The sequence below is a fragment of the Pseudodonghicola flavimaris genome, from assembly GCF_030164425.1.
Taxonomy (GTDB): domain Bacteria; phylum Pseudomonadota; class Alphaproteobacteria; order Rhodobacterales; family Rhodobacteraceae; genus Pseudodonghicola; species Pseudodonghicola flavimaris.
The window spans coordinates 83447-100905 of record NZ_JASNJD010000010.1 but is presented as its reverse complement, the minus strand read 5'-3'; the positions used below and the strand labels follow the sequence as shown (position 1 = coordinate 100905).

20 protein-coding genes are annotated in these 17459 nt (G+C 66.1%); 17 read left to right on the top strand and 3 right to left on the bottom strand.

From position 1 onward, the window contains the following. Nucleotides 1–131: 131 nt before the first annotated feature. Genes QO033_RS14420 through QO033_RS14390 form a run of 7 tightly spaced genes read left to right on the top strand, consistent with a single transcriptional unit; the run spans nucleotide 132 to nucleotide 7270 of the window. The gene (locus tag QO033_RS14420; protein WP_284481682.1) at nucleotides 132–1259 is read left to right on the top strand and encodes an ABC transporter substrate-binding protein; all 1128 of its coding nucleotides are present in this window, start codon (nucleotides 132–134) and stop codon (nucleotides 1257–1259) included. Between the two features lie 21 nt (nucleotides 1260–1280). After that, nucleotides 1281–2117, top strand: a complete 837-nt coding sequence (locus QO033_RS14415; RefSeq protein ID WP_284481681.1) for an ABC transporter permease — start codon at nucleotides 1281–1283, stop codon at nucleotides 2115–2117. After that, nucleotides 2114–2887 carry an ABC transporter permease gene (locus QO033_RS14410; protein ID WP_284481680.1) on the top strand — a complete coding sequence of 258 codons (774 nt, stop codon included), beginning with the start codon at nucleotides 2114–2116 and terminating at the stop codon, nucleotides 2885–2887. Before QO033_RS14415 ends, QO033_RS14410 begins: the two co-directional genes overlap by 4 nt. Before the next feature lie 28 nt (nucleotides 2888–2915). Continuing rightward, entirely contained in the window at nucleotides 2916–3677 is a 762-nt protein-coding gene (locus tag QO033_RS14405) for a DUF1028 domain-containing protein (RefSeq protein ID WP_284481679.1), read from the top strand. 17 nt (nucleotides 3678–3694) lie between these two features. Then, nucleotides 3695–5149 (top strand): dihydropyrimidinase, encoded by a 1455-nt coding sequence (gene hydA, locus QO033_RS14400; RefSeq protein ID WP_284481678.1) that lies wholly within the window; start codon nucleotides 3695–3697, stop codon nucleotides 5147–5149. After that, nucleotides 5149–5808 carry an aspartate/glutamate racemase family protein gene (locus tag QO033_RS14395; RefSeq protein ID WP_284481677.1) on the top strand — a complete coding sequence of 220 codons (660 nt, stop codon included), beginning with the start codon at nucleotides 5149–5151 and terminating at the stop codon, nucleotides 5806–5808. The genes hydA and QO033_RS14395 overlap by 1 nt, the downstream gene beginning before the upstream one ends. Before the next feature lie 28 nt (nucleotides 5809–5836). Beyond that, nucleotides 5837–7270 carry an amidohydrolase family protein gene (locus QO033_RS14390; RefSeq protein WP_284481676.1) on the top strand — a complete coding sequence of 478 codons (1434 nt, stop codon included), beginning with the start codon at nucleotides 5837–5839 and terminating at the stop codon, nucleotides 7268–7270. Nucleotides 7271–7275: 5 nt separating this feature from the next. Here the strand turns inward: QO033_RS14390 and QO033_RS14385 are convergent, their stop codons facing one another. After that, nucleotides 7276–8184, bottom strand: a complete 909-nt coding sequence (locus QO033_RS14385; protein ID WP_284481675.1) for a LysR family transcriptional regulator — start codon at nucleotides 8182–8184, stop codon at nucleotides 7276–7278. A gap of 76 nt (nucleotides 8185–8260) precedes the next feature. Here QO033_RS14385 and QO033_RS14380 point away from each other — a divergent pair, with 76 nt between their 5' ends. The 9 genes from QO033_RS14380 (at nucleotide 8261) to QO033_RS14340 (ending at nucleotide 14487) form a co-directional block, all read left to right on the top strand. Continuing rightward, nucleotides 8261–8695 (top strand): CidA/LrgA family protein, encoded by a 435-nt coding sequence (locus QO033_RS14380; RefSeq protein ID WP_284481674.1) that lies wholly within the window; start codon nucleotides 8261–8263, stop codon nucleotides 8693–8695. After that, entirely contained in the window at nucleotides 8667–9380 is a 714-nt protein-coding gene (locus QO033_RS14375) for an LrgB family protein (protein ID WP_284481673.1), read from the top strand. The genes QO033_RS14380 and QO033_RS14375 overlap by 29 nt, the downstream gene beginning before the upstream one ends. Before the next feature lie 53 nt (nucleotides 9381–9433). Further along, complete coding sequence (locus QO033_RS14370) at nucleotides 9434–9586, top strand: hypothetical protein (RefSeq protein ID WP_284481672.1); 153 nt, start codon at nucleotides 9434–9436, stop codon at nucleotides 9584–9586. A gap of 7 nt (nucleotides 9587–9593) precedes the next feature. Next, the gene (locus QO033_RS14365; RefSeq protein ID WP_284481671.1) at nucleotides 9594–9842 is read left to right on the top strand and encodes an AraC family ligand binding domain-containing protein; all 249 of its coding nucleotides are present in this window, start codon (nucleotides 9594–9596) and stop codon (nucleotides 9840–9842) included. Between the two features lie 293 nt (nucleotides 9843–10135). Then, nucleotides 10136–10729 carry a MarR family winged helix-turn-helix transcriptional regulator gene (locus QO033_RS14360; RefSeq protein WP_284481670.1) on the top strand — a complete coding sequence of 198 codons (594 nt, stop codon included), beginning with the start codon at nucleotides 10136–10138 and terminating at the stop codon, nucleotides 10727–10729. Further along, on the top strand, nucleotides 10726–11250 hold the full coding sequence (locus QO033_RS14355) for a flavin reductase family protein (RefSeq protein ID WP_284481669.1): 525 nt from the start codon (nucleotides 10726–10728) through the stop codon (nucleotides 11248–11250). The genes QO033_RS14360 and QO033_RS14355 overlap by 4 nt, the downstream gene beginning before the upstream one ends. 19 nt (nucleotides 11251–11269) lie before the next feature. After that, nucleotides 11270–12757, top strand: coding sequence for a 4-hydroxyphenylacetate 3-hydroxylase family protein (locus tag QO033_RS14350; protein WP_284481668.1), 1488 nt, complete (start codon nucleotides 11270–11272; stop codon nucleotides 12755–12757). Between the two features lie 6 nt (nucleotides 12758–12763). Then, the gene (locus QO033_RS14345; RefSeq protein ID WP_284481667.1) at nucleotides 12764–13153 is read left to right on the top strand and encodes a cupin domain-containing protein; all 390 of its coding nucleotides are present in this window, start codon (nucleotides 12764–12766) and stop codon (nucleotides 13151–13153) included. Beyond that, nucleotides 13150–14487: an amidase gene (locus QO033_RS14340; protein WP_284481666.1), complete on the top strand. Its 1338-nt coding sequence runs from the start codon at nucleotides 13150–13152 to the stop codon at nucleotides 14485–14487. Before QO033_RS14345 ends, QO033_RS14340 begins: the two co-directional genes overlap by 4 nt. Here QO033_RS14340 and QO033_RS14335 read toward each other — a convergent pair whose 3' ends face one another. Together QO033_RS14335 and QO033_RS14330 are read right to left on the bottom strand one after the other, a co-directional pair. Beyond that, the gene (locus QO033_RS14335) at nucleotides 14488–15186 is read right to left on the bottom strand and encodes a GntR family transcriptional regulator (protein WP_284481665.1); all 699 of its coding nucleotides are present in this window, start codon (nucleotides 15184–15186) and stop codon (nucleotides 14488–14490) included. An 18-nt stretch (nucleotides 15187–15204) separates the two neighbouring features. Next, nucleotides 15205–15885 (bottom strand): DUF2848 domain-containing protein, encoded by a 681-nt coding sequence (locus tag QO033_RS14330; RefSeq protein WP_284481664.1) that lies wholly within the window; start codon nucleotides 15883–15885, stop codon nucleotides 15205–15207. Nucleotides 15886–16098: 213 nt separating this feature from the next. Between QO033_RS14330 and QO033_RS14325 the strand changes: the two genes are divergently transcribed. Continuing rightward, on the top strand, nucleotides 16099–17394 hold the full coding sequence (locus QO033_RS14325; RefSeq protein WP_284481663.1) for an ABC transporter substrate-binding protein: 1296 nt from the start codon (nucleotides 16099–16101) through the stop codon (nucleotides 17392–17394). Nucleotides 17395–17459: the final 65 nt, after the last annotated feature.

Genomic DNA, 17459 nt, shown 5'->3' with positions numbered 1-17459 from the left:
CGCCCGGCTCCGGACCCGGAGCCCGCCCGCCGGTATCCCCGGCGCGCGGCCCGCAAGATCGCCGCCGGGACCCGATCGCCGACCGGGCCCGGCCCAAAACGAAACGACCAGACCAACAAGGAGACTGCCCCGTGGATACAACAGACCACGCATTCAAATCGGATCTCGCCGAAATCGCGGCCGAGAAATACAAGGCTGGGACGCTGTCGCGCCGTGGCTTCCTCAGCGCGCTGGGCGCCCTGGGGCTGGTGCCCTTCCTGGGCGATCGCGCCGTCGCCGCGCCGACCGAGCTGGTGGTGTGCAACTGGGGCGGTCAGGCCTCGGACATCCTGCGCGATCTACTGGGCAAGGCCTATGAAGAGGAAACCGGCGTCCCGGTGCGGGTCGATGGCGCCGGCCCCAGCCCGGGCAAGGTGCGGGCCATGGTGGAAAGCGGCGCGGTGGTCTGGGACCTCTGCGACAGCGGTGCCGGTTCGGCCATCGTGATGAACGGCGCCGGGGTGATCCAGGATATCGACTATTCCATCGTCGACCGTGCCAAGGTCCTGCCCGGCACCGATCTGCCCTTCGGCGTCGGCAACTACGTTTTCTCCTATGCGCTGGCCTATAATCCGACGATGCTGCCGGACGGCGTGCCCGAGACCTGGGCCGATGTCTGGAACGTCAAGGATTTCCCCGGCATGCGGACCTTCCGCAAATCGGTCCGCGGCCAGCTTGAGGGGGCGGCGCTGGCCATGGGGGTCGCGAAAGACGAGGTCTACCAGTTCCTCGATGACGAGGGGATCAAGGCGGCCATCGCCAAGTTCCGCGAGCTGCGCGACAATATCATCGTCTGGGGCTCCGGTTCCGAAAGCCAGAACCTGTTCCTGCAGGGCGAGGTGGCGATGGGCAACATCTATTCCACCCGGGGTTACCTGCTGAAGGATCAGATGGAGCCCGGCAGCTTCAGGATGACCTATGCCGGCGGCGTCCTGCAGCCGGGCATCTGGGTGGTGCCGAAGAACAACCCGGCCGGTCCGGAGGCGGCGATGCGCTTCATCGCCACCGCGCAGGATCCGGATCTTCAGGTCGAATGGTTCAAGGCCATCGGCAACGGGCCGATCAACCCCGCTGCCGCCGCCAGGGTGCCGGCGGAACTGGCGGCGTGGAACCCGACCAGCGCCGAGAATGTCGCCAAGCAGGTGATCTACAGCGACGAATGGTACGGCAGGAACCAGGTCAGCGCCGAAGAGCTCTATATCGACGCGCTGATCGGCTGAGCCAAGGCAGGGATGCCCCGAATGAACGAGAAACTCCGCTATTGGATGCTGGTCCTCCCGGGCCTGGCCGTGATGGTGATCTTCTACATCTGGCCGGTGCTGAACATTTGGGGCATCTCCGTGACCGAGCCCGCAGCCGGGCTCGGCAATTATACCAGGATGTTCGACTCCCGCGCAGTGCAGGTCAGCTTCGTGCTGACCTTCCGCATCGCCGCGATCACCACCGTCGCCTGTCTGATCCTGGGCTATGTGGTGGCCTATACCATTGCCAATTTCGCCGGCCGGGTGCGGCCGCTGATGCTGGGGCTGGTGCTCCTGCCGTTCTGGGTGTCGGTGCTGATCCGGTCGTTCGCCTGGATCGTGCTGCTGGGCCGTTCCGGTCTGGTCAACGACACGCTGATCGGCGCCGGGCTGATCGCGACGCCGATCCGCTTCATGCATAACGAACTGGGGGTGCTGATCGCCATGGTGCATGTGATGCTGCCCTTTGCGGTGCTGCCGATGCTGACCAACATGCGCGGCATCTCGGACAGCTACATGAAGGCCGCCCGCGGCCTCGGCGCCAGCGAATGGCGTGCCTTCCGCGAGGTCTATTTCCCCCAGACCCTGCCGGGGGTGTTCTCCGGCGGGCTTCTGGTCTTCGTGCTGTCGCTGGGCTTCTACGTGACGCCGGCGCTGCTGGGCGGCGGCCGGGTGATGATGATCTCGGAATATATCACCTATCAGATTCAGGAGTTCCTGAACTGGGGCCTGGGGGCGGCGCTGTCGGTGGTGCTGCTGCTGGCGACCGCGCTGGTGCTGCTGGTCGCGGCCCGCTTCGTCAACCTGCGCAAGACCTTTCTGGAGCGCAGCTCATGACCCGTTCGCCGCTGCGCATCCTGTTTTCCACCGGCAGCTGGGCGGTGCTGGCCTTTCTGGTGCTGCCGATCCTGATCGTGATCCCGGTGTCGCTGACCGACACCAGCTTCATCGGCTTGCCGAGAGAGCATCTGTCGCTCCAGCACTTCGAAACCTTTCTCGAGTCGCCGAAGTGGCTGCATGCCACCTGGACCAGCATCTGGATCGGGGCGGTGGTGGCGGTGGCCGCGACCACGCTGGGAACCGCCTTCAGCATCGGCTGCTGGTTCCTCTCCGACCGGGCGGCGATGATCGCGCGCTGGGTGATGATCGTGCCGATCCTGGTGCCGCCGGTGGTGCAGTCGCTGGGCTTTTACAAGTTCTGGGTGACGCTCGGGCTGATCGACAGCCACACCGGGGTGATCCTGGCGCATACCCTGCTGGGGCTGCCCTATGTGACCATCTCGGTCTTCGCGGCGCTGGCCAACCTCGATCGCCGGCTCCCGCAGGCGGCGCGCAATCTGGGCGCCTCGCTGGGGATGACGATCCGCACCGTGATCGTGCCGGCGATCCGGCCGGGGATGATCACCGGCGGCGTCTTCGCCTTCATTGTCAGCTTCGACGAGATCGTCGGGGTGCTGTTCCTGACCGTGCGGCGGGTGGAGACATTGCCGAAGATGATCTGGGAAGGCATTCAGGAAAGCGTCGATCCGGTGATCGCGGCGGTGGCGACCATCCTGGTCTTTATCACCCTGCTGATCACCCTTTTCGGCATGCTGCGCAGCAAATGACTCCAATCCAGCCCCTCAGGAGCAGAACGTGACCTTTTCCATCATCGGGCATTGCGACCGCACCGGCGCCTTCGGGGCCGCCATCACCACCTCGGACCTGGCGGTGGGCAGCCGCTGCGTGCGGCTGGCGCATGGCAAGGGGGCGATGTTGTCGCAGCACCGCACCGACAGCCGGCTGGGGGATCTGGGCATCGCGCTGCTGCGTGAGGGGCAGAGCGCGGATGATACCGTCACCCAGGTCTGCGCCAGCACGCCGGATATCGAATGGCGCCAGATCGGCGCGCTCGACGCCCGCGGCCAGAGCGCTGTTTATCATGGCCGCCGGATGTATTCGATCTATACCCACACCGCCGGGCGCAACTGTCTGGCCCTGGGCAATATCCTCGACTGCGATCAGGTCACCGGCGCGATGGCGGCAGCGTTCCTGGCCGATCCGGACCTGCCGCTGGCCGAACGGTTGATGCGGGCGCTGGAGGCCGGCGAGGCGGCGGGCGGCGAGGTGGCGGGGGCGCTCAGTTCCGCCGCGCTGCAGGTTACCGGCGATCATGGCATTCCGGCCTACGATCTGCGCATCGATATCTCCGACGGGCGCGCGGTGGCCGATCTGCGGGCGCTTTACGAGGCCTACCGGGGCCGCGAGGAAGGGTTGCGCGCGGTCGCCCTTGCCCCCGACAGCGTGCCGGTACAGGCGGCATTGTTCGAGGCGAGCATCCGGCGCATCGCCGAGCTCGGGCTCGACGCGCGGTTCCCGACGGCGCTGCACCGCGACCGCTGGACCCTGCGCGACTGAGACGAAAGGACAGGCTCATGGATTTCGATATCGTCATTCACTCCGGCACCATCGCCACGGCGGATTACTCCGCCCGGGGCGATATCGGCATCCGCGACGGGCGCATCGTTGCGGTGGCCGAGCGGCTGGCGGGCGGCGTGCGCCGGATCGATGCCGGGGGGCGGATCGTGATGCCCGGCGGCATCGAGGCGCATGCCCATATCGCGCAGGAAAGCTCTTCCGGCATCATGACGGCGGACGATTACCTTTCCGGCTCTATCTCTGCCGCCTTCGGGGGCAATTCCACCATCATCCCCTTTGCCGCCCAGCATCGCGGTCAGTCGGTCGACGATGTCATCGCCACCTACAGCCAGCGCGCCGCGCCCTCGGTGCTGGACTACTCCTGGCACCTGATCATCACCGACCCGACCGAGGCGGTGCTGACCGATCAGTTGCCGCGTGCCTTCGCCCGCGGGCTGACCAGCTTCAAGGTCTTCATGACCTACGACCTGATGAACCTGGGCGACGGCGGCATGCTGGATATCCTGACGGTGGCCCGCGCCCATGGCGCGATCACCATGGTGCATGCGGAAAACAACGACATGGTCAAATGGATGAACCGCCAGCTGGCCGACCGCGGGCTGGTGGCGCCGAAATACCATGCGATCTCGCGCCCGGAACTGGCCGAGGAAGAGGCCATCAACCGCGCCATCCAGCTGGCCAAGCTGGCCGATGCGCCGCTGTTCATCGTGCATGTCTCAACCGCCGGCGGGGCGGAGATTGTGCGGCGCGAGAAGTTCCGAGGCGCCAAGCTCTTTGCCGAAACCTGCCCGCAGTATCTGGCGCTGACCCGAGACGATCTGGACCGTCCCGGCATGGAGGGGGCGAAATTCGTCTGTTCGCCGCCGTTGCGCGGCGCCGACACCCGGGAGGCGCTCTGGCATCATCTGGCGATGGGCACTTTCGAAAGCGTCAGCTCCGATCACGCGCCCTATCGCGCCGATGCGACCGGCAAGTTCCTGAACGGGGCGGAGGCGCCTTACCCCAAGCTCGCCAACGGCATGCCGGGGATTGCGGCGCGTTTGCCCTGGCTGTTCTCCGAAGGGGTGGTGGGCGGCCGCATCACGCTGGAACACTTCGTGGCGCTGAGCGCGACCAATGCGGCGAAGACCTTCGGCTGCACCACCAAGGGGCGGATCGCACCTGGCATGGATGCCGATATCGCCATCTGGAACCCGGAGGCCGAACGGGTGATGACCCTGGCCGATCAGCATGACGCGATGGATTACACGCCCTTCGAGGGCAAGCGCCTGACCGGGGTGCCGGAGGTGGTGATGAACCGCGGCACGGTGATTGTCGAGGCGGGCGCGCTGAAGGCGGAGCCCGGCCGGGGCCGCTTCTTCGGCCGCGCCCCGGTCGATCTGCGGGGCCGCCCCGGTGTGACCCTGCCGGAATTCGACCCGGCGCAGAACTTCGGCACCGGGCTGCGCTGATGCGGATCGTGGTGATCAACCCCAATTCCTCGGCCGAGGTGACGGCGGAGATCGCCGCGGCGCTGGCGCCGCTCGGCGATTGTTTCGAGGTGCTGGACCGTCCCGACGGCCCGGCGACGATCCGCACCGATGCCGATGTGGCCGAGGCCGGCCGGGCCTTTGCCGCGCGGATCGCCGATTGGCCGGCGCTCTGGCCGCAGGCGGCGGGCTTCATCACCGCCTGTTTCTCCGATCCCGGGCTGGAACTGGCGCGGGCGGCGGTCGATTTGCCTGTGACGGGGGCGCAGGAGGCCGCGGTGCTGGAGGCCTGTGACCGGGCGGAGCGTTTCGGCGTCATCGCGCTGTCGGAACAGGCGATCCCGCGCCACCTGACGCGGATCGAGGCGCTCGGTTGTCGCGACCGGCTGGTCGCGGAACTGCCGCTGAAAGACGTCTCTGCCGCCGATTCAGGGCGCGATCCGCAGGTCTACGGCGAAATCCTCCGGCTGGCGGAGACGTTGCGGGCGCGCGGCGCCGGCGCCATCGTTCTGGGCTGTGCCGGCATGGCCGGCCTGGTGGCGCGGCTGGAGGCCGATCTGGCGCTGCCGGTGATCGATCCGGTTGCCGCCGCCGGCCGGCTGGCCCTGATCCGTGCCGGCGCATTCCCGCCCGCCGCCTGACCCCGATGCCCCAGAAAGGTCCGATCCGATGACTGTTTCCCCGATCTCTCCGCTGCCCGCCACCGCCGGCAGGACCACCGCCGTGTTCGGCAGCTATGTTCTGGCCGGCGCTCCCGGCGCGACAGAGGTGCTGCGCGACCGCTGGGTGATCCTGGAAGGCGACCGGATCGCTGCCGTGTCGGAGAGCCGCCCAGCCTCGGCCGATCTGGTACTGGACCGGCCCGGGCGGTTCGTGCTGCCGGGGATGATGAACTTGCATAACCACTGTTTCAGCGAGGCGATCGCGCGCAGCCATGCCGAGGACGGGGTGAGCCGCCGCAACGATCAGAGCATCGTCTATACCGTGCTGCTGCCGCTGTCGAAGACCGGCGCCGAGCTTCTGACGCCGGAGGAACGGCTGGCGGTCGCCCGCATGGGCGTCGTGCAGCTGCTGCTGGGCGGGGCGAGCTCGGTGATGGAGCCGTTCCGCAACACGCTGCCGGAGATGTTCGATGCCGCCGCCGAGTTGGGGATCCGGTTCTGGGGCGCGCCCTATCTGTTCTCGGCCTCCGATCCGAAGGCCGGCGCAGAGGGGGTGGAATATCACAGCCAGAGTGCCGCTGGCACCGACAATGCCGCCGACCTGCGGGCCTGGAACGCGCTCTACGATCGCTGGCAGGGGGTGGACGGCGGCCGCATCGGTCTGGCGATGAGCCCGCATGCCACTGATACCTGCGATCCCGATCTGCTGCGCGCCGCCGCCGCCCGGGCGCGGGAGCTGGGTGCGCCGATCACCATCCATCTGGCCCAGAGCGCGGGAGAGGTCGCCACCATCGGCCAGCGCTGGCAGGGGCGGACCCCGGCGGAATACCTCGACTGGCTGGGGGTGCTGGGCCCCGATCTGCTCGCAGCCCATTGCGTCTACAGCAGCGCGGAGGATCTGGCGCTGATGCGCGCGCGCGAGGTGACGGTGATGAACTGCCCGCGGGTTTTCGCCCGCACCGGCAAGACTGCCGCCTTCAGCCGGTTCGAGGCCGCCGGAGTGCGCACCATGGTGGGAACCGACGGCTATAACATGGACCTGCTGGGAGAGCTCGGCGCCGCCGCCATCGTGTCTAAGACCAGCGCCGGCGACGCCCGCAGCGCCAGTTCCCCGGCGCTGCTGCATGCGGTGACCGGGGCCGGGGCGGTGGCATTGGGGCGGCCCGATCTGGGGACGATCACGCCGGGCGCCAAGGCCGATCTGACCGTGGTGGACATGAGCCATCCGCATCTGCAGCCGCATTACGATCCGGTCCGCAGCCTGATCGCCCTCGCCAATCGCGCCAATATCGACAGCGTTATCGTCGACGGGCGGCTGCTGGTCGATCAGGGCCGGCTGACATTGGTCGACAGTGCCGCGCTGACTGCGGCGGGGGCAGCGGCGATCCACAAGATCTGGGATCAGCCCGACGCCCGTGCCGCCTTTGCCGCCAACGGCTGAGGCGTTCAGCCCCCCGCCGGTGGCGGCGCGTCGGGGCGGCCGTGCACCTCGCCGACCATCGCCAGCCAAGCCCGCGCAGCACCCGAGAGATAGGCGCCGCGCCGCCAGGCCATGGTCATGTTCCAGACCATGCCGACGTCTTTCAGCGTCACCTGCCGGACCTGGCCGTGCTGCCGCTGGGTGGCGATCATCCGCGGCAGGAAGGTGACGCCGATGCCGGCGGCGACCAGTTCGATCATGAAGTCGATCTGGCTGCTTTCGGCGGCGACGGTCGGCTCGAACCCGGCCTCGCGGCTGCGCTCCAGCACCAGCCGGTGCAGGGTGAAGCCTTCGTCGAAGATGATGAAGGGCATTTCGCTGAGATCGGTCAGACGCAGGGCAGGGCGCGCGGCCATCGGATGATCCTGCGGCAGTAGGGCGACCAGCGGTTCGCTGCGCACGCCCTGCCAGTCGAAATCCGCCGACATCGGCGCCAGCAGCCCGGCAAAGTCGATCTCGCCGGCGCGCAGGATATCCTCCAGCTTGGTGCTGCCATGTTCCATCAGCCGGATTTCGATGCCCGGATAGCGCTGGCGATAGCGGGCGAAGACCGGCGCGAAGAGCGCGCTGCTGCCCACCGGTGGCAACCCCAGCCGCAGCACCCCGCGCTTCAGCCCGCGCAGCTCGTCCAGCTCGGCGGAGAGATCGTCGCGGTCGGCCAGCAACTTCAGCCCGCGGCGATAGACGATCTCGCCCGCCGCGGTCATCACGCTGCGATGGCCGATCCGGTCGAGCAGCGGCAGGCCGACCTCTTCCTCAAGCTGCTTGACCGCCTTGCTGACGGTGGACTGGGTGGCGAAGACCGTCCGCGCTGCCTGGGAAAACCCGCCCTGGCGCACGACTTCGACAAAGACACGTAGGGTTCTGAACTCCATGACTATTCCATTAGCGAATAGATATTAGTCAATCAATTCATTTTCATCATGGTGTGGGGCGCATTAGATTGGCAGCATGAAACCGCAGTCTCCTCTTCTCCGCGCCACCGTGCCGGCCCGTCGCCTGATCCGCCGCAGCCGGCTGTTGCAGATCGCGCTGGTGCTGGCGATCTGGCTGCTGGGCGAGGGGCTGGTTCGGCTGTCCGGCCTGCCGCTGCCCGGCGGGCTGATCGGCATGGCGCTGCTGCTCTGGCTGCTGCTGAGCGGCCGGCTCAGCGTGTTCAGCGCCAGACGCGGTGCCGACTGGTTCCTGGCCGATTTGCTGCTGTTCTTCGTTCCTGCCGCGCTGGCGGTGGTCGATCACCGCGAATTCTTCGGGCTGATCGGGGTGAAGATCCTGCTGGTCATTCTGCTCAGCACCGCGGCGGTGATGTTGGTCACTGGCCTGACGGTGGAGCTGTCCCTGCGCTGGAGGCAGGCCCTTGGCCGCGCTGCATCCTCTTCTCGCTAACCCTCTGGCCCATGGAGTGTTCTGGTCGGCGGTGACCATCGGGCTCTATCTGCTGGCCAAGCGGGTCTATCGCCGCTGGGGCTACTGGTGGCTGATGCCGATGGCGCTGACCCCGGTTCTGGTCGGTGTCGTGGTGGTGGCGTTGCATGCGGGCTATGGCGATTACATCAGCGGCACCCGCTGGCTGGTGCTGTTGCTGGGGCCGGCGACGGTGGCCTTTGCGATCCCGATCTATGAACACCGGCAGTTGATCCGGGCGCAATGGCCGGTGCTGCTGCTGGGGATGATTGCGGGATCGGTCACCGCGGTGGCCAGCAGCTGGGCTCTGGCCTCGCTGCTGGGTCTGAACGGGGTGCTGCGGCTCAGCCTGCTGCCGCGGTCGATCAGCACGCCCTTCGCGATGGAGGTTTCCGGCGATATCGGTGGCGTGCCGGAGCTGACGGCAGTCTTCGTCATCGTCACCGGGGTGGTCGGCGCGGTGATCGGCGATGTGCTGCTGGCGCGGGTGCCGCTGCGCTCGGCCCTGGCGCGCGGCGCGCTCTTTGGCATTGCCGCCCATGGCGCCGGCACCGCCCGGGCGCATCAGATCGGCGCCACCGAAGGGGCGGTTTCCGGGCTGGTCATGGTGCTGGTGGGGCTGATGAACGTGCTGGTCGCGCCGCTTGTGATGGGGCTGCTGCAGTAGCGCGCCGCCGGCCCCAACATTCCCCGGGTCAGCCGCCTAGTCTGCCGGCTGCCATGCTGAGGAACCGCTATCATCACCTCTCCTGGCTGGAGGGGATCGCCCTGTTCGAGGCGCGGCTGACCGATCGGACCTTTTCCCGCCATGCCCATGCGGGCGTCGCGATCGGCGCTATTGCCGAAGGGGGGCGGCTATTTCTGCCGGGGTGAGAACCGGGTGCTGCCGCCCGGGTCGCTGCCGCTGATGAACCCCGAAGAACTGCACACCGGGCAGGCGCACAGCCGGGCGCTGCGCTACGACATGCTTTATGTCACCGAAGCGGCGGCGCGACCGTCTCGACCTGACCGAGCTGCGCGGCTTTCGCGAGGTGACGCCGCAGATCGGCATGAGGTGCTGGGCCTGCTGATCGCGGGACCGAAGAAGTCGCTTGCCAAGCTCTATGGCAGCCTGCGGCTGTTGCGCTGAGGTTTCTCTGCCGCAGAGAGCCGGGGTCGTGTGCGGGAAATCGCGCGCGGCCCCGGTCTGTCCGGCGACTCTCCTCGCCGACAATCCTGCGCTTCCGCCTGCCTTCCTCCGGTGAATCGGTGCCGAAAAGGCGCCGTGGATGTGCTGGATTTTCCGGTTTTGAAAATGATTTCAATCGGTTGCCATGTGACGCTCTGACGTGAAGAATAGATTGACAAATTAATGAAGTTACTTAATGATTATTTGTGAAATATCACAGGCGCACCACTGGCGCCCGAACCCAGGACCCGAGCATGACCGAGCAGCGCGATCCAGAGACCCAGCCGCAAACCTTGCCTGAGGCCCCGGCAGAGACCCTGGCAGAGACTCTGACCGTGTCTCGCGGCAGCCTGATCGTCGGGGGCAGCGATCTGGCCTTCCGCGAGATGCTGCACAACCTTCTGGCCTTCTCGGTCCGGCTGGAGCAGATCCGTGGCCGTTTCGCCGCCCATATCGGGCTGACCGGGCCGCAATACACCATCCTGATCACTATCCGGCAGCTGCAGGCGCTGGGGGATGTCGGGGTGGGGCGGGTGGCCGAGCATCTGGCGCTGACCCCGACCTTCGTGACCACGGAGACCAAGAAACTGGTCAAGCTGGGGGTGCTTGAGAAACAGCCCGATCCGCAGGACCTGCGCCGGGTGAAACTGCGGGTGACACCGCTGGGCGAGGCGCGGTTGCGCGATCTTGCGCCGGTGCAGCGGGAGATCAACGACCAGCTGTTCGAGCCGGTCACGCCGGAGAATTTTCAGGTGCTGCACGATCTGGCGGCAGAGCTGCGGCACAGCGCCGAACGGGCGCTGCTGCTGTCGGACTACCTCTCCAGGGACGAGGAGAAATCGGCATGACCGGTGTTTTCGACCAGATGGCCTTCCGCCGGGCGCTGGGGCAATTTCCCACCGGCGTCTGCGTGATGACCACCAAGGTGGAGGGAGAGCTTTTGGGCATGACCATGAGCTCCTTCAACTCGCTGTCGCTGGATCCAGCGCTGGTGCTGTTTTCCATCGACAAGCGGGCGCGCAGCCTGCCGCAATGGGAACAGGCCCGCGGCTATGCGATCCATGTGCTGTCGGAAGGGCAGCAGGCGCTCTCCAACCGCTTTGCCGGCCGGCAGGGCGACAAATGGGCCGGGCTGGAATTCGACACCGGGCTTTTCGACGTGCCGCTTCTGCACGGTGTCGCCGCCCGCTTCGAATGTGCCCCGCATCAGATCCACGAGGCCGGCGATCACCGCCTGTTCATCGCGCGGGTCGACCGTTTCACCGCCAATCCCGACCGCCGCCCCCTGCTGTTCACCGGCGGGCGTTACGGCGCGGTGCAATCCAACACGGAAGAGGCGCCGATCTGGCCCCTCGCCATTCACTACTGATCCAACAGGAGATCCTTCCATGCTCAAGACAGGACAGCAGCACATCAGCAGCCTGCAGGACGGGCGCCAGGTCTATCTCGACGGCGGGCTGGCCGGCGACGTGACCGTGAACCCGGCCTATCGCAACGCGGTGCAGTCGGTCGCCAAGATCTACGACTTCCAGTCAGCTCCCGAGAACGTCGAGCTGATGACCTACGAAATCCCCGGCAAGGGCGGCGAACGCGCCAACCGGATCTGGCAACTGCCCAAGAGCCATGCCGAACTGGTCGAGCGCCGCAAGGCGCTGGAGGCCTGGACCGAGCTGCACGGCGGGTTTCTGGGCCGTGCGCCCGACCACGTCGCCTCCTGCATCGCCGGCATGTACATGGGCCGCGAGGTGTTCGAGGACTACGACCCCAAACGCGCCAAAGCGCTGTCGGACTACTACGAATACGCCCGCGACAACGAACTGTACCTGACCTATGTGATCATCAACCCGCAGGCGGACCGTTCCAAGGCGGCGCATGAGCAGGCCGATCCCTTCCTGTCGGCCGGTGTGGTCGATCAGGATGCCGAGGGTCTGACCATCCGCGGCGCCAAGATGCTGGCCACCGGCGGCATTCTCGCCAACGAGGTCTTCGTCACCTGCATCCAGCCGCTGCGTGAGGGCGAGGAACCCTATGCAGTGTCCTTCGCCATCCCGATGAACGCCAGGGGGCTGAAGATCCTGTCGCGCAAATCCTATGAGGCGGCGGCCACCAGCACCTTCGACAACCCGCTGGCCAGCCGGTTCGACGAAAACGACGCGGTGCTCTATTTCGACGATGTGAAGGTGCCGTGGGACCGGGTGTTCATCAATCAGGACATCGCGATGACCGCGAAGCAGTTCCACGCCACCCCGGCGCACGTCTATCAGAACTATCAGGCGCAGATCCGGCTGATGGTGAAGATGCGCTTCCTGATGGGGATCGCCAAGAAGACGGCGGAAACCAATGGGGTGATCGGCTTCCCGCAGGTGCGCGAGACCCTCGGCCAGCTGGCGGCGCAGAACGCCATGGTCGATGCGCTGGTGCATGCGATGGAGGTTAAGGGGACCCAGCGGGGCGAGTATTTCATTCCCGACCGTCACACCCTCTATGCCGCGCAGGTGCTGACCCAGCAGATGTACAACGGCATCATCGGCACCCTGCGCGACCTGGCCGGCGGCGGGCTGATCATGCTGCCGTCCTCGATCGCGGATTTCGCCAACCCGGAGATGCGGGCGCTGATCGGCAAGACCCAGCAATCGCCTACAACATCGTCTGAAGGGCGTGTGAAATTCTTCAAATTGGCCTGGGATGCGGTCGGATCCGAATTCGCCTCTCGCCATACCCAATACGAGATGTTCTATGCAGGGGCGACCTTCGTCACCAAGGGGCATTCCTTCCGGACCTTCGATTGGGATCGCTGCACCGGCCTCGTGGACCGGATGCTGGACAGCTACGATCTCGACGATGAACTGGCACAACTCGCAACCGCAGCGGAGTAAAGACTGATGGCTATCAACAAGGAACACAAAGAGTTCCACAGCATCGACACCAAGGAACGCGAGGGCTGGGCGCCGCCTCCGGGCTATCCCGCGGGCATTCAGCAGAAGGTCCTGGCCGGCGTTCTGGACGAGGTCAACAAGACCGGCAACCGCACCCGTCTGCTGCGCTTCGACCCCGGTGTCTACACCACTTCCCCCTTCGTGCACGACTATTGGGAAGAGGTTTATCTGGTCGAGGGCGACCTGACCGTCGGCAACGACGAGAACGGCGAGGGCGGCGAAGCCTTCGAGCCCAACACCTATGCCTGCCGTCCGCCGGGGGCTTATCACGGCCCGTTCAAGTCGAACGGTGGCTGCACGCTTCTCGAAATTCACTACTACGACGAGACGGAATGAGCGCGCAGGCCGCATCCGAGATGAAGGCGGCGATGGCCGCGGGGGAGACCACGAGCCGGGCTCTGGTCTCTGCCGCGCTCGACCGCATTCTCGATCCGGCGGGGGAGGGCGCGCGCGCCTTCACCGCCATCGATCCCGATCTGGCCATTCAGGTGGCTGAACGTGCCGATGCCGCCCGCGCAGCCGGCACTGTCGGGCCTCTGACCGGCGTGCCGGTCTCGGTCAAATGCCTGTTCGACGTGGCGGGCCTGGTGACCACCGCCGGATCGACGCTCTTTGCCGGCAATCCGCCGGCGCAGGCCGACGCCGCCATCGTGACGCGGCTGCGGGCCGCCGGCGCGGTGATCATGGGTCACACCAACATGACCGAATTCGCCTATTCCGGTCTGGGCATGAACCCGCATTACGGCACCCCCGGCAATCCCGCCGACCGCAGCCGGATCCCCGGCGGGTCCTCCTCCGGGGCGGCGGTCTCCGTCGCCGATGGTATGGCGGCGATCGGGATCGGCACCGATACTGGCGGCTCCTGCCGGATCCCGGCGGCCTTCTGCGGGCTGGTGGGCTGGAAGCCGACCGCCCGGCGGGTGCCGGCGGAGGGTTGCTTTCCGCTGTCGCAGACGCTGGATTCCATCGGTGCCATCGCCCACAGTGTCGCCGATTGTGAACTGGCCGATGCGGTCATGGCCGGAGAGGCCTACGACCCGGCGCCGGCGCCGGCCCTGTCCGGTCTCCGCTTCGCGGTGCTGGAAAACTACGTTCTCGACGGGCTGACCCCGCATGTCGCGGCGGCCTTCGACCGGGCGCTGTCAGCGCTCGCGGCGGCCGGGGTCCGGATCGATCGGATCACCATCCCCGATCTGGATCGTCTGCCGGAGCTCAACGCCCATGGCGGCCTCATCGCCGCGGAGGCGCTGGCCTTGCACAGGGACGATCTGGCCACGCGGGAAGCCGAATACGACCCGCGTGTTTCGGTGCGTATCCGCAAGGGCGAGACGATGGAGCCTGGCGAATACGAGGCGCTGCTGCAGACCCGTGACGAGATCATCGCCGAGGCCGCCCGGATCACGGCCCCCTACGACGCGGTGCTGATGCCGACGGTGGCGATGGAGGCGCCGGTGATCGCCGAGCTCGACGCCGACGAGGCGCTCTATGGCAGCCAGAACATCCTGGCGCTGCGCAATACCACTGTCGGCAACTTCCTCGACCGCTGCGCGATCTCGCTGCCGATTGCCGGTGATGGCCTGCCAGTGGGGTTGATGCTGATGGGGGACACCCTGGGCGATCGCAAGCTGTTTGCCGTCGCCCGGGCGGTGGAACCGGTGTTGAGCCGCTGATCAGCGGCTCAACATATTCTCGACCAGATTGGACCGGAAGGCGGTGATATGATCGTAGACCGCCTTTTCGGCCCGATCGGCGTCATGCGCGGCCAGTGCCTCGACGATCTCGGCGTGCTGCTCGCAGACCCGCTTGTTGTGATCGGGCACGTTGAGCGACAGGGTCCAGAACCTCGACGAGCGGTCATGCAGGTTGCCCAGAAGTTCCGCCATCACCGCATTGCCGGCCGAGGCATTGATCAGCCGGTGGAACTCGCGGTCGAGCGTGATCAGCTGCTCGACGTTGCGGGTTTCGGTTGCCTTGCGCATCGCCGCCAGGTTGCGGTTCAGATCGGCGATCTGGGTGTCGCTGATCCGCTCCGCCGCCCAGCGGGCGACGCGGCATTCGTTCAGCAGCCGCACCTCGATGATGTCGACCAGCTCGTCCAGTGACACCGGGCTGACGACGACGCCCTTGCGCGGCATCACCTCGACCAGACCGTCGACCATCAGCCGGTCGACCGCCTGGATCACCGGGGTGCGCCCGATGCCGAGCGCCTCCGCCAGTTCGGTGACCGTCACCGCTTCGCCCGGCTTCAGCTCGCAGGAGACGATCCGGCCCTTGATCTCCTCATAGGCCTGATCGCGCAGCGACAGCTTCTTCGGCGGGAGCAGGGGGCCGGTCTTCTTGTCCTTGGCGAGCGTCGTTGTCCGCGCCATGCAGTTATGTCCTCAGCTTCAGCCCGCGATGGGCATCTCAACAATGTCGTAGCCGAAAGAGATCCTGCGGTTCAGGATCGGATCCTCGATTTCAGCCTCGAAACGGGGCGAGGTTTTTATGCCGCCAATCGCCGGCATTGTCCCGCAGAAAAGAACGGTGTCCTCGTGCAACGTTCCGTCCCCGTAACCCGCGACGGTATCGCGCGGATCCAGCAGGCTGTCCACCTTACCCTCCTGATAGAGCAGTCTTTCGCCGTCCTTGAGGATATAGCTGCGCAGGATCAGGCTGTCCCAGTGATCGGCGACCTCGGCAAACGGCCAGGCAGTATCGGCGACCGGTTTTTCGCACATCTGCTTGGAGACGGTGACGCCATAGGCCTCGACCTCGCGGTCGGTGTGATCGGAGCCGAGGCCGACATAGAGCGTGCCGCCATGGCAGAACAGCATCGGCTCGACCTCACCGCTGGAGGCGCCGCCGGAGGCTTCGATCCGGCTGTCCGTGGTCAGCCGCGCGGCGCCGACCCGGTAATAGGTCGGGGTCTGCTTGGGGCGCGCGACGCCGAGCGCTTCGAGCTCCTGGATATGATGCTCCATCGCATCCTTGTCGCGCCCGGCCCAGCCCGCAATGACCAGAGTCTCGGGGGTGAAGCTGAGTGATTCGACCCCGTCCCGGGACACAATCTTCATCTCAAGCTGCATGCTCTTTCCTTTTGGTAATGGCTTCGGGCGGTCATTCCGGCGGCATCCGCGGTTTGAGACGTCCCGTGACCTTGAAGCGTCTTGACAGGATCGAATTTATAATCACTATGTGAAATATCACAAGGCTTTTGTGAGGGGGCCCGAACGAAAGCCGGACCGGTCCAGGATCGGGAAACGTGACGCGCTACAACTGATGAGAACAGGGAAAAAATCATGAAATTCTCGTCCACCCTGCGGTCGCTGACTGCAGCTTCCGCCCTTGCCGCGGCCGCCGGATCGGCCTTTGCGCAGGACAAGCCCGATTCTTTCGATATCGGGGTCTTCACCTTCCTGTCCGGGCCGGCTGCGGCCTATGGCATGCCGGGCCGTCAGGGCGCCGAGGTGATGATCGAACAGATCAACGCGGCCGGTGGCATCGGCGGTGTGCCGGTTTCGGCGACCTTCGTCGACGAGGCGCAGGGCGCCGAGGGGGTGATCTCGGAATATCGCCGTCTGGGCGAGGAACCGACCACCGATTTCATGATTGCCGCGCTGTCCTCGGGCAACTGCCTGGCGCTGGCTCCGATCGCCGATCAGATGAAGATGCCGACTGTGGGCTGGAACTGCGATACCCACCAGCTCTTCGCCAAGGAGGATCACCCGTTCTTCTACCGCCCGAACGGCAATACCATCGCGGAATTCATGAGCTACGTGCTCTATTTCCTGGACAAGAACCCGGACGTGAAACGGGTCGCGATCATAAACCCCGACTATTCCTTCGGTCATGACGCCGCCGAAATCGTCAAGGCGACGCTGAAATCGCTGAAGCCGGGCACCGAAGTGGTGGCCGAACTCTTCCCGAAAATGGGCTCCTCCACTTATCAGACCGAGATTTCGCGGCTGTCGGCGGCGCGCCCGGACGTGATCTTCTCCAACCTCTGGGGCGGGGACCTTGAGAACTTCGTGCGTCAGGCGGCGCCGCGCGGCCTGTTCCGCCAGAGCCAGGCGGTCTTCGCCCTGGGCGAATCCTCGATGAACAATGTGGCGATGCCCGAAGGCGTGATCGTCGGCGTGCTGGGCGACGGCTGGTGGCGTTCGCCGGATGCGGCGAAACTGGGCGCGACCGAGTTCGCCACCGCCTATCAGGAGAAATACGGCAAGGACCCGGTCTTCCCGGCGATGAAGATGGCCAATGCCTTCGTGGTGATGAAGGCCGCCTATGAACAGGCGATCGAGGCCAATGGCGGCGCCTGGCCGAGCAAGGAGCAGGTCACTGCGGCGATGGAGGGGATGAGCATCAACACCCTGACCGGCAGTATGACCTTCCGTGCCGATAACGACGGCATCGTCGATCAGGTCGTCGGCACCATCGGCAGCGTCGAGGGGATCGAGGGTCCGGTGCTGACCGATATGGTCCGCTACGACGGCTCCAAGGTGCTGCCGCCCGAAGGCGAGGACCCGATGGTCTGGATCGGGTCGCTGACGCCGGAGTTCCTGGCGGCGATGCCGAAGCCCGGCAGCTACAAGTAAAACGATCCAAGATCGGCCCTTCCGCGTGGTATCGTGGAAGGGCCCGCGCGCGCCGGAACCAACCG

Coding starts and splice junctions, on each gene's coding strand:
- QO033_RS14395 (WP_284481677.1), top strand. CDS start 5,149: ATGCGGATCGTGGTGATCAACCCCAATTCCTCGGCCGAGGTGACGGCG.
- QO033_RS14330 (WP_284481664.1), bottom strand. CDS start 15,885: ATGCAGCTTGAGATGAAGATTGTGTCCCGGGACGGGGTCGAATCACTC.
- QO033_RS14410 (WP_284481680.1), top strand. CDS start 2,114: ATGACCCGTTCGCCGCTGCGCATCCTGTTTTCCACCGGCAGCTGGGCG.
- QO033_RS14340 (WP_284481666.1), top strand. CDS start 13,150: ATGAGCGCGCAGGCCGCATCCGAGATGAAGGCGGCGATGGCCGCGGGG.
- QO033_RS14415 (WP_284481681.1), top strand. CDS start 1,281: ATGAACGAGAAACTCCGCTATTGGATGCTGGTCCTCCCGGGCCTGGCC.
- QO033_RS14390 (WP_284481676.1), top strand. CDS start 5,837: ATGACTGTTTCCCCGATCTCTCCGCTGCCCGCCACCGCCGGCAGGACC.
- QO033_RS14385 (WP_284481675.1), bottom strand. CDS start 8,184: ATGGAGTTCAGAACCCTACGTGTCTTTGTCGAAGTCGTGCGCCAGGGC.
- QO033_RS14370 (WP_284481672.1), top strand. CDS start 9,434: ATGCTGAGGAACCGCTATCATCACCTCTCCTGGCTGGAGGGGATCGCC.
- QO033_RS14335 (WP_284481665.1), bottom strand. CDS start 15,186: ATGGCGCGGACAACGACGCTCGCCAAGGACAAGAAGACCGGCCCCCTG.
- QO033_RS14360 (WP_284481670.1), top strand. CDS start 10,136: ATGACCGAGCAGCGCGATCCAGAGACCCAGCCGCAAACCTTGCCTGAG.
- QO033_RS14355 (WP_284481669.1), top strand. CDS start 10,726: ATGACCGGTGTTTTCGACCAGATGGCCTTCCGCCGGGCGCTGGGGCAA.
- QO033_RS14345 (WP_284481667.1), top strand. CDS start 12,764: ATGGCTATCAACAAGGAACACAAAGAGTTCCACAGCATCGACACCAAG.
- QO033_RS14380 (WP_284481674.1), top strand. CDS start 8,261: ATGAAACCGCAGTCTCCTCTTCTCCGCGCCACCGTGCCGGCCCGTCGC.
- QO033_RS14325 (WP_284481663.1), top strand. CDS start 16,099: ATGAAATTCTCGTCCACCCTGCGGTCGCTGACTGCAGCTTCCGCCCTT.
- hydA (WP_284481678.1), top strand. CDS start 3,695: ATGGATTTCGATATCGTCATTCACTCCGGCACCATCGCCACGGCGGAT.
- QO033_RS14350 (WP_284481668.1), top strand. CDS start 11,270: ATGCTCAAGACAGGACAGCAGCACATCAGCAGCCTGCAGGACGGGCGC.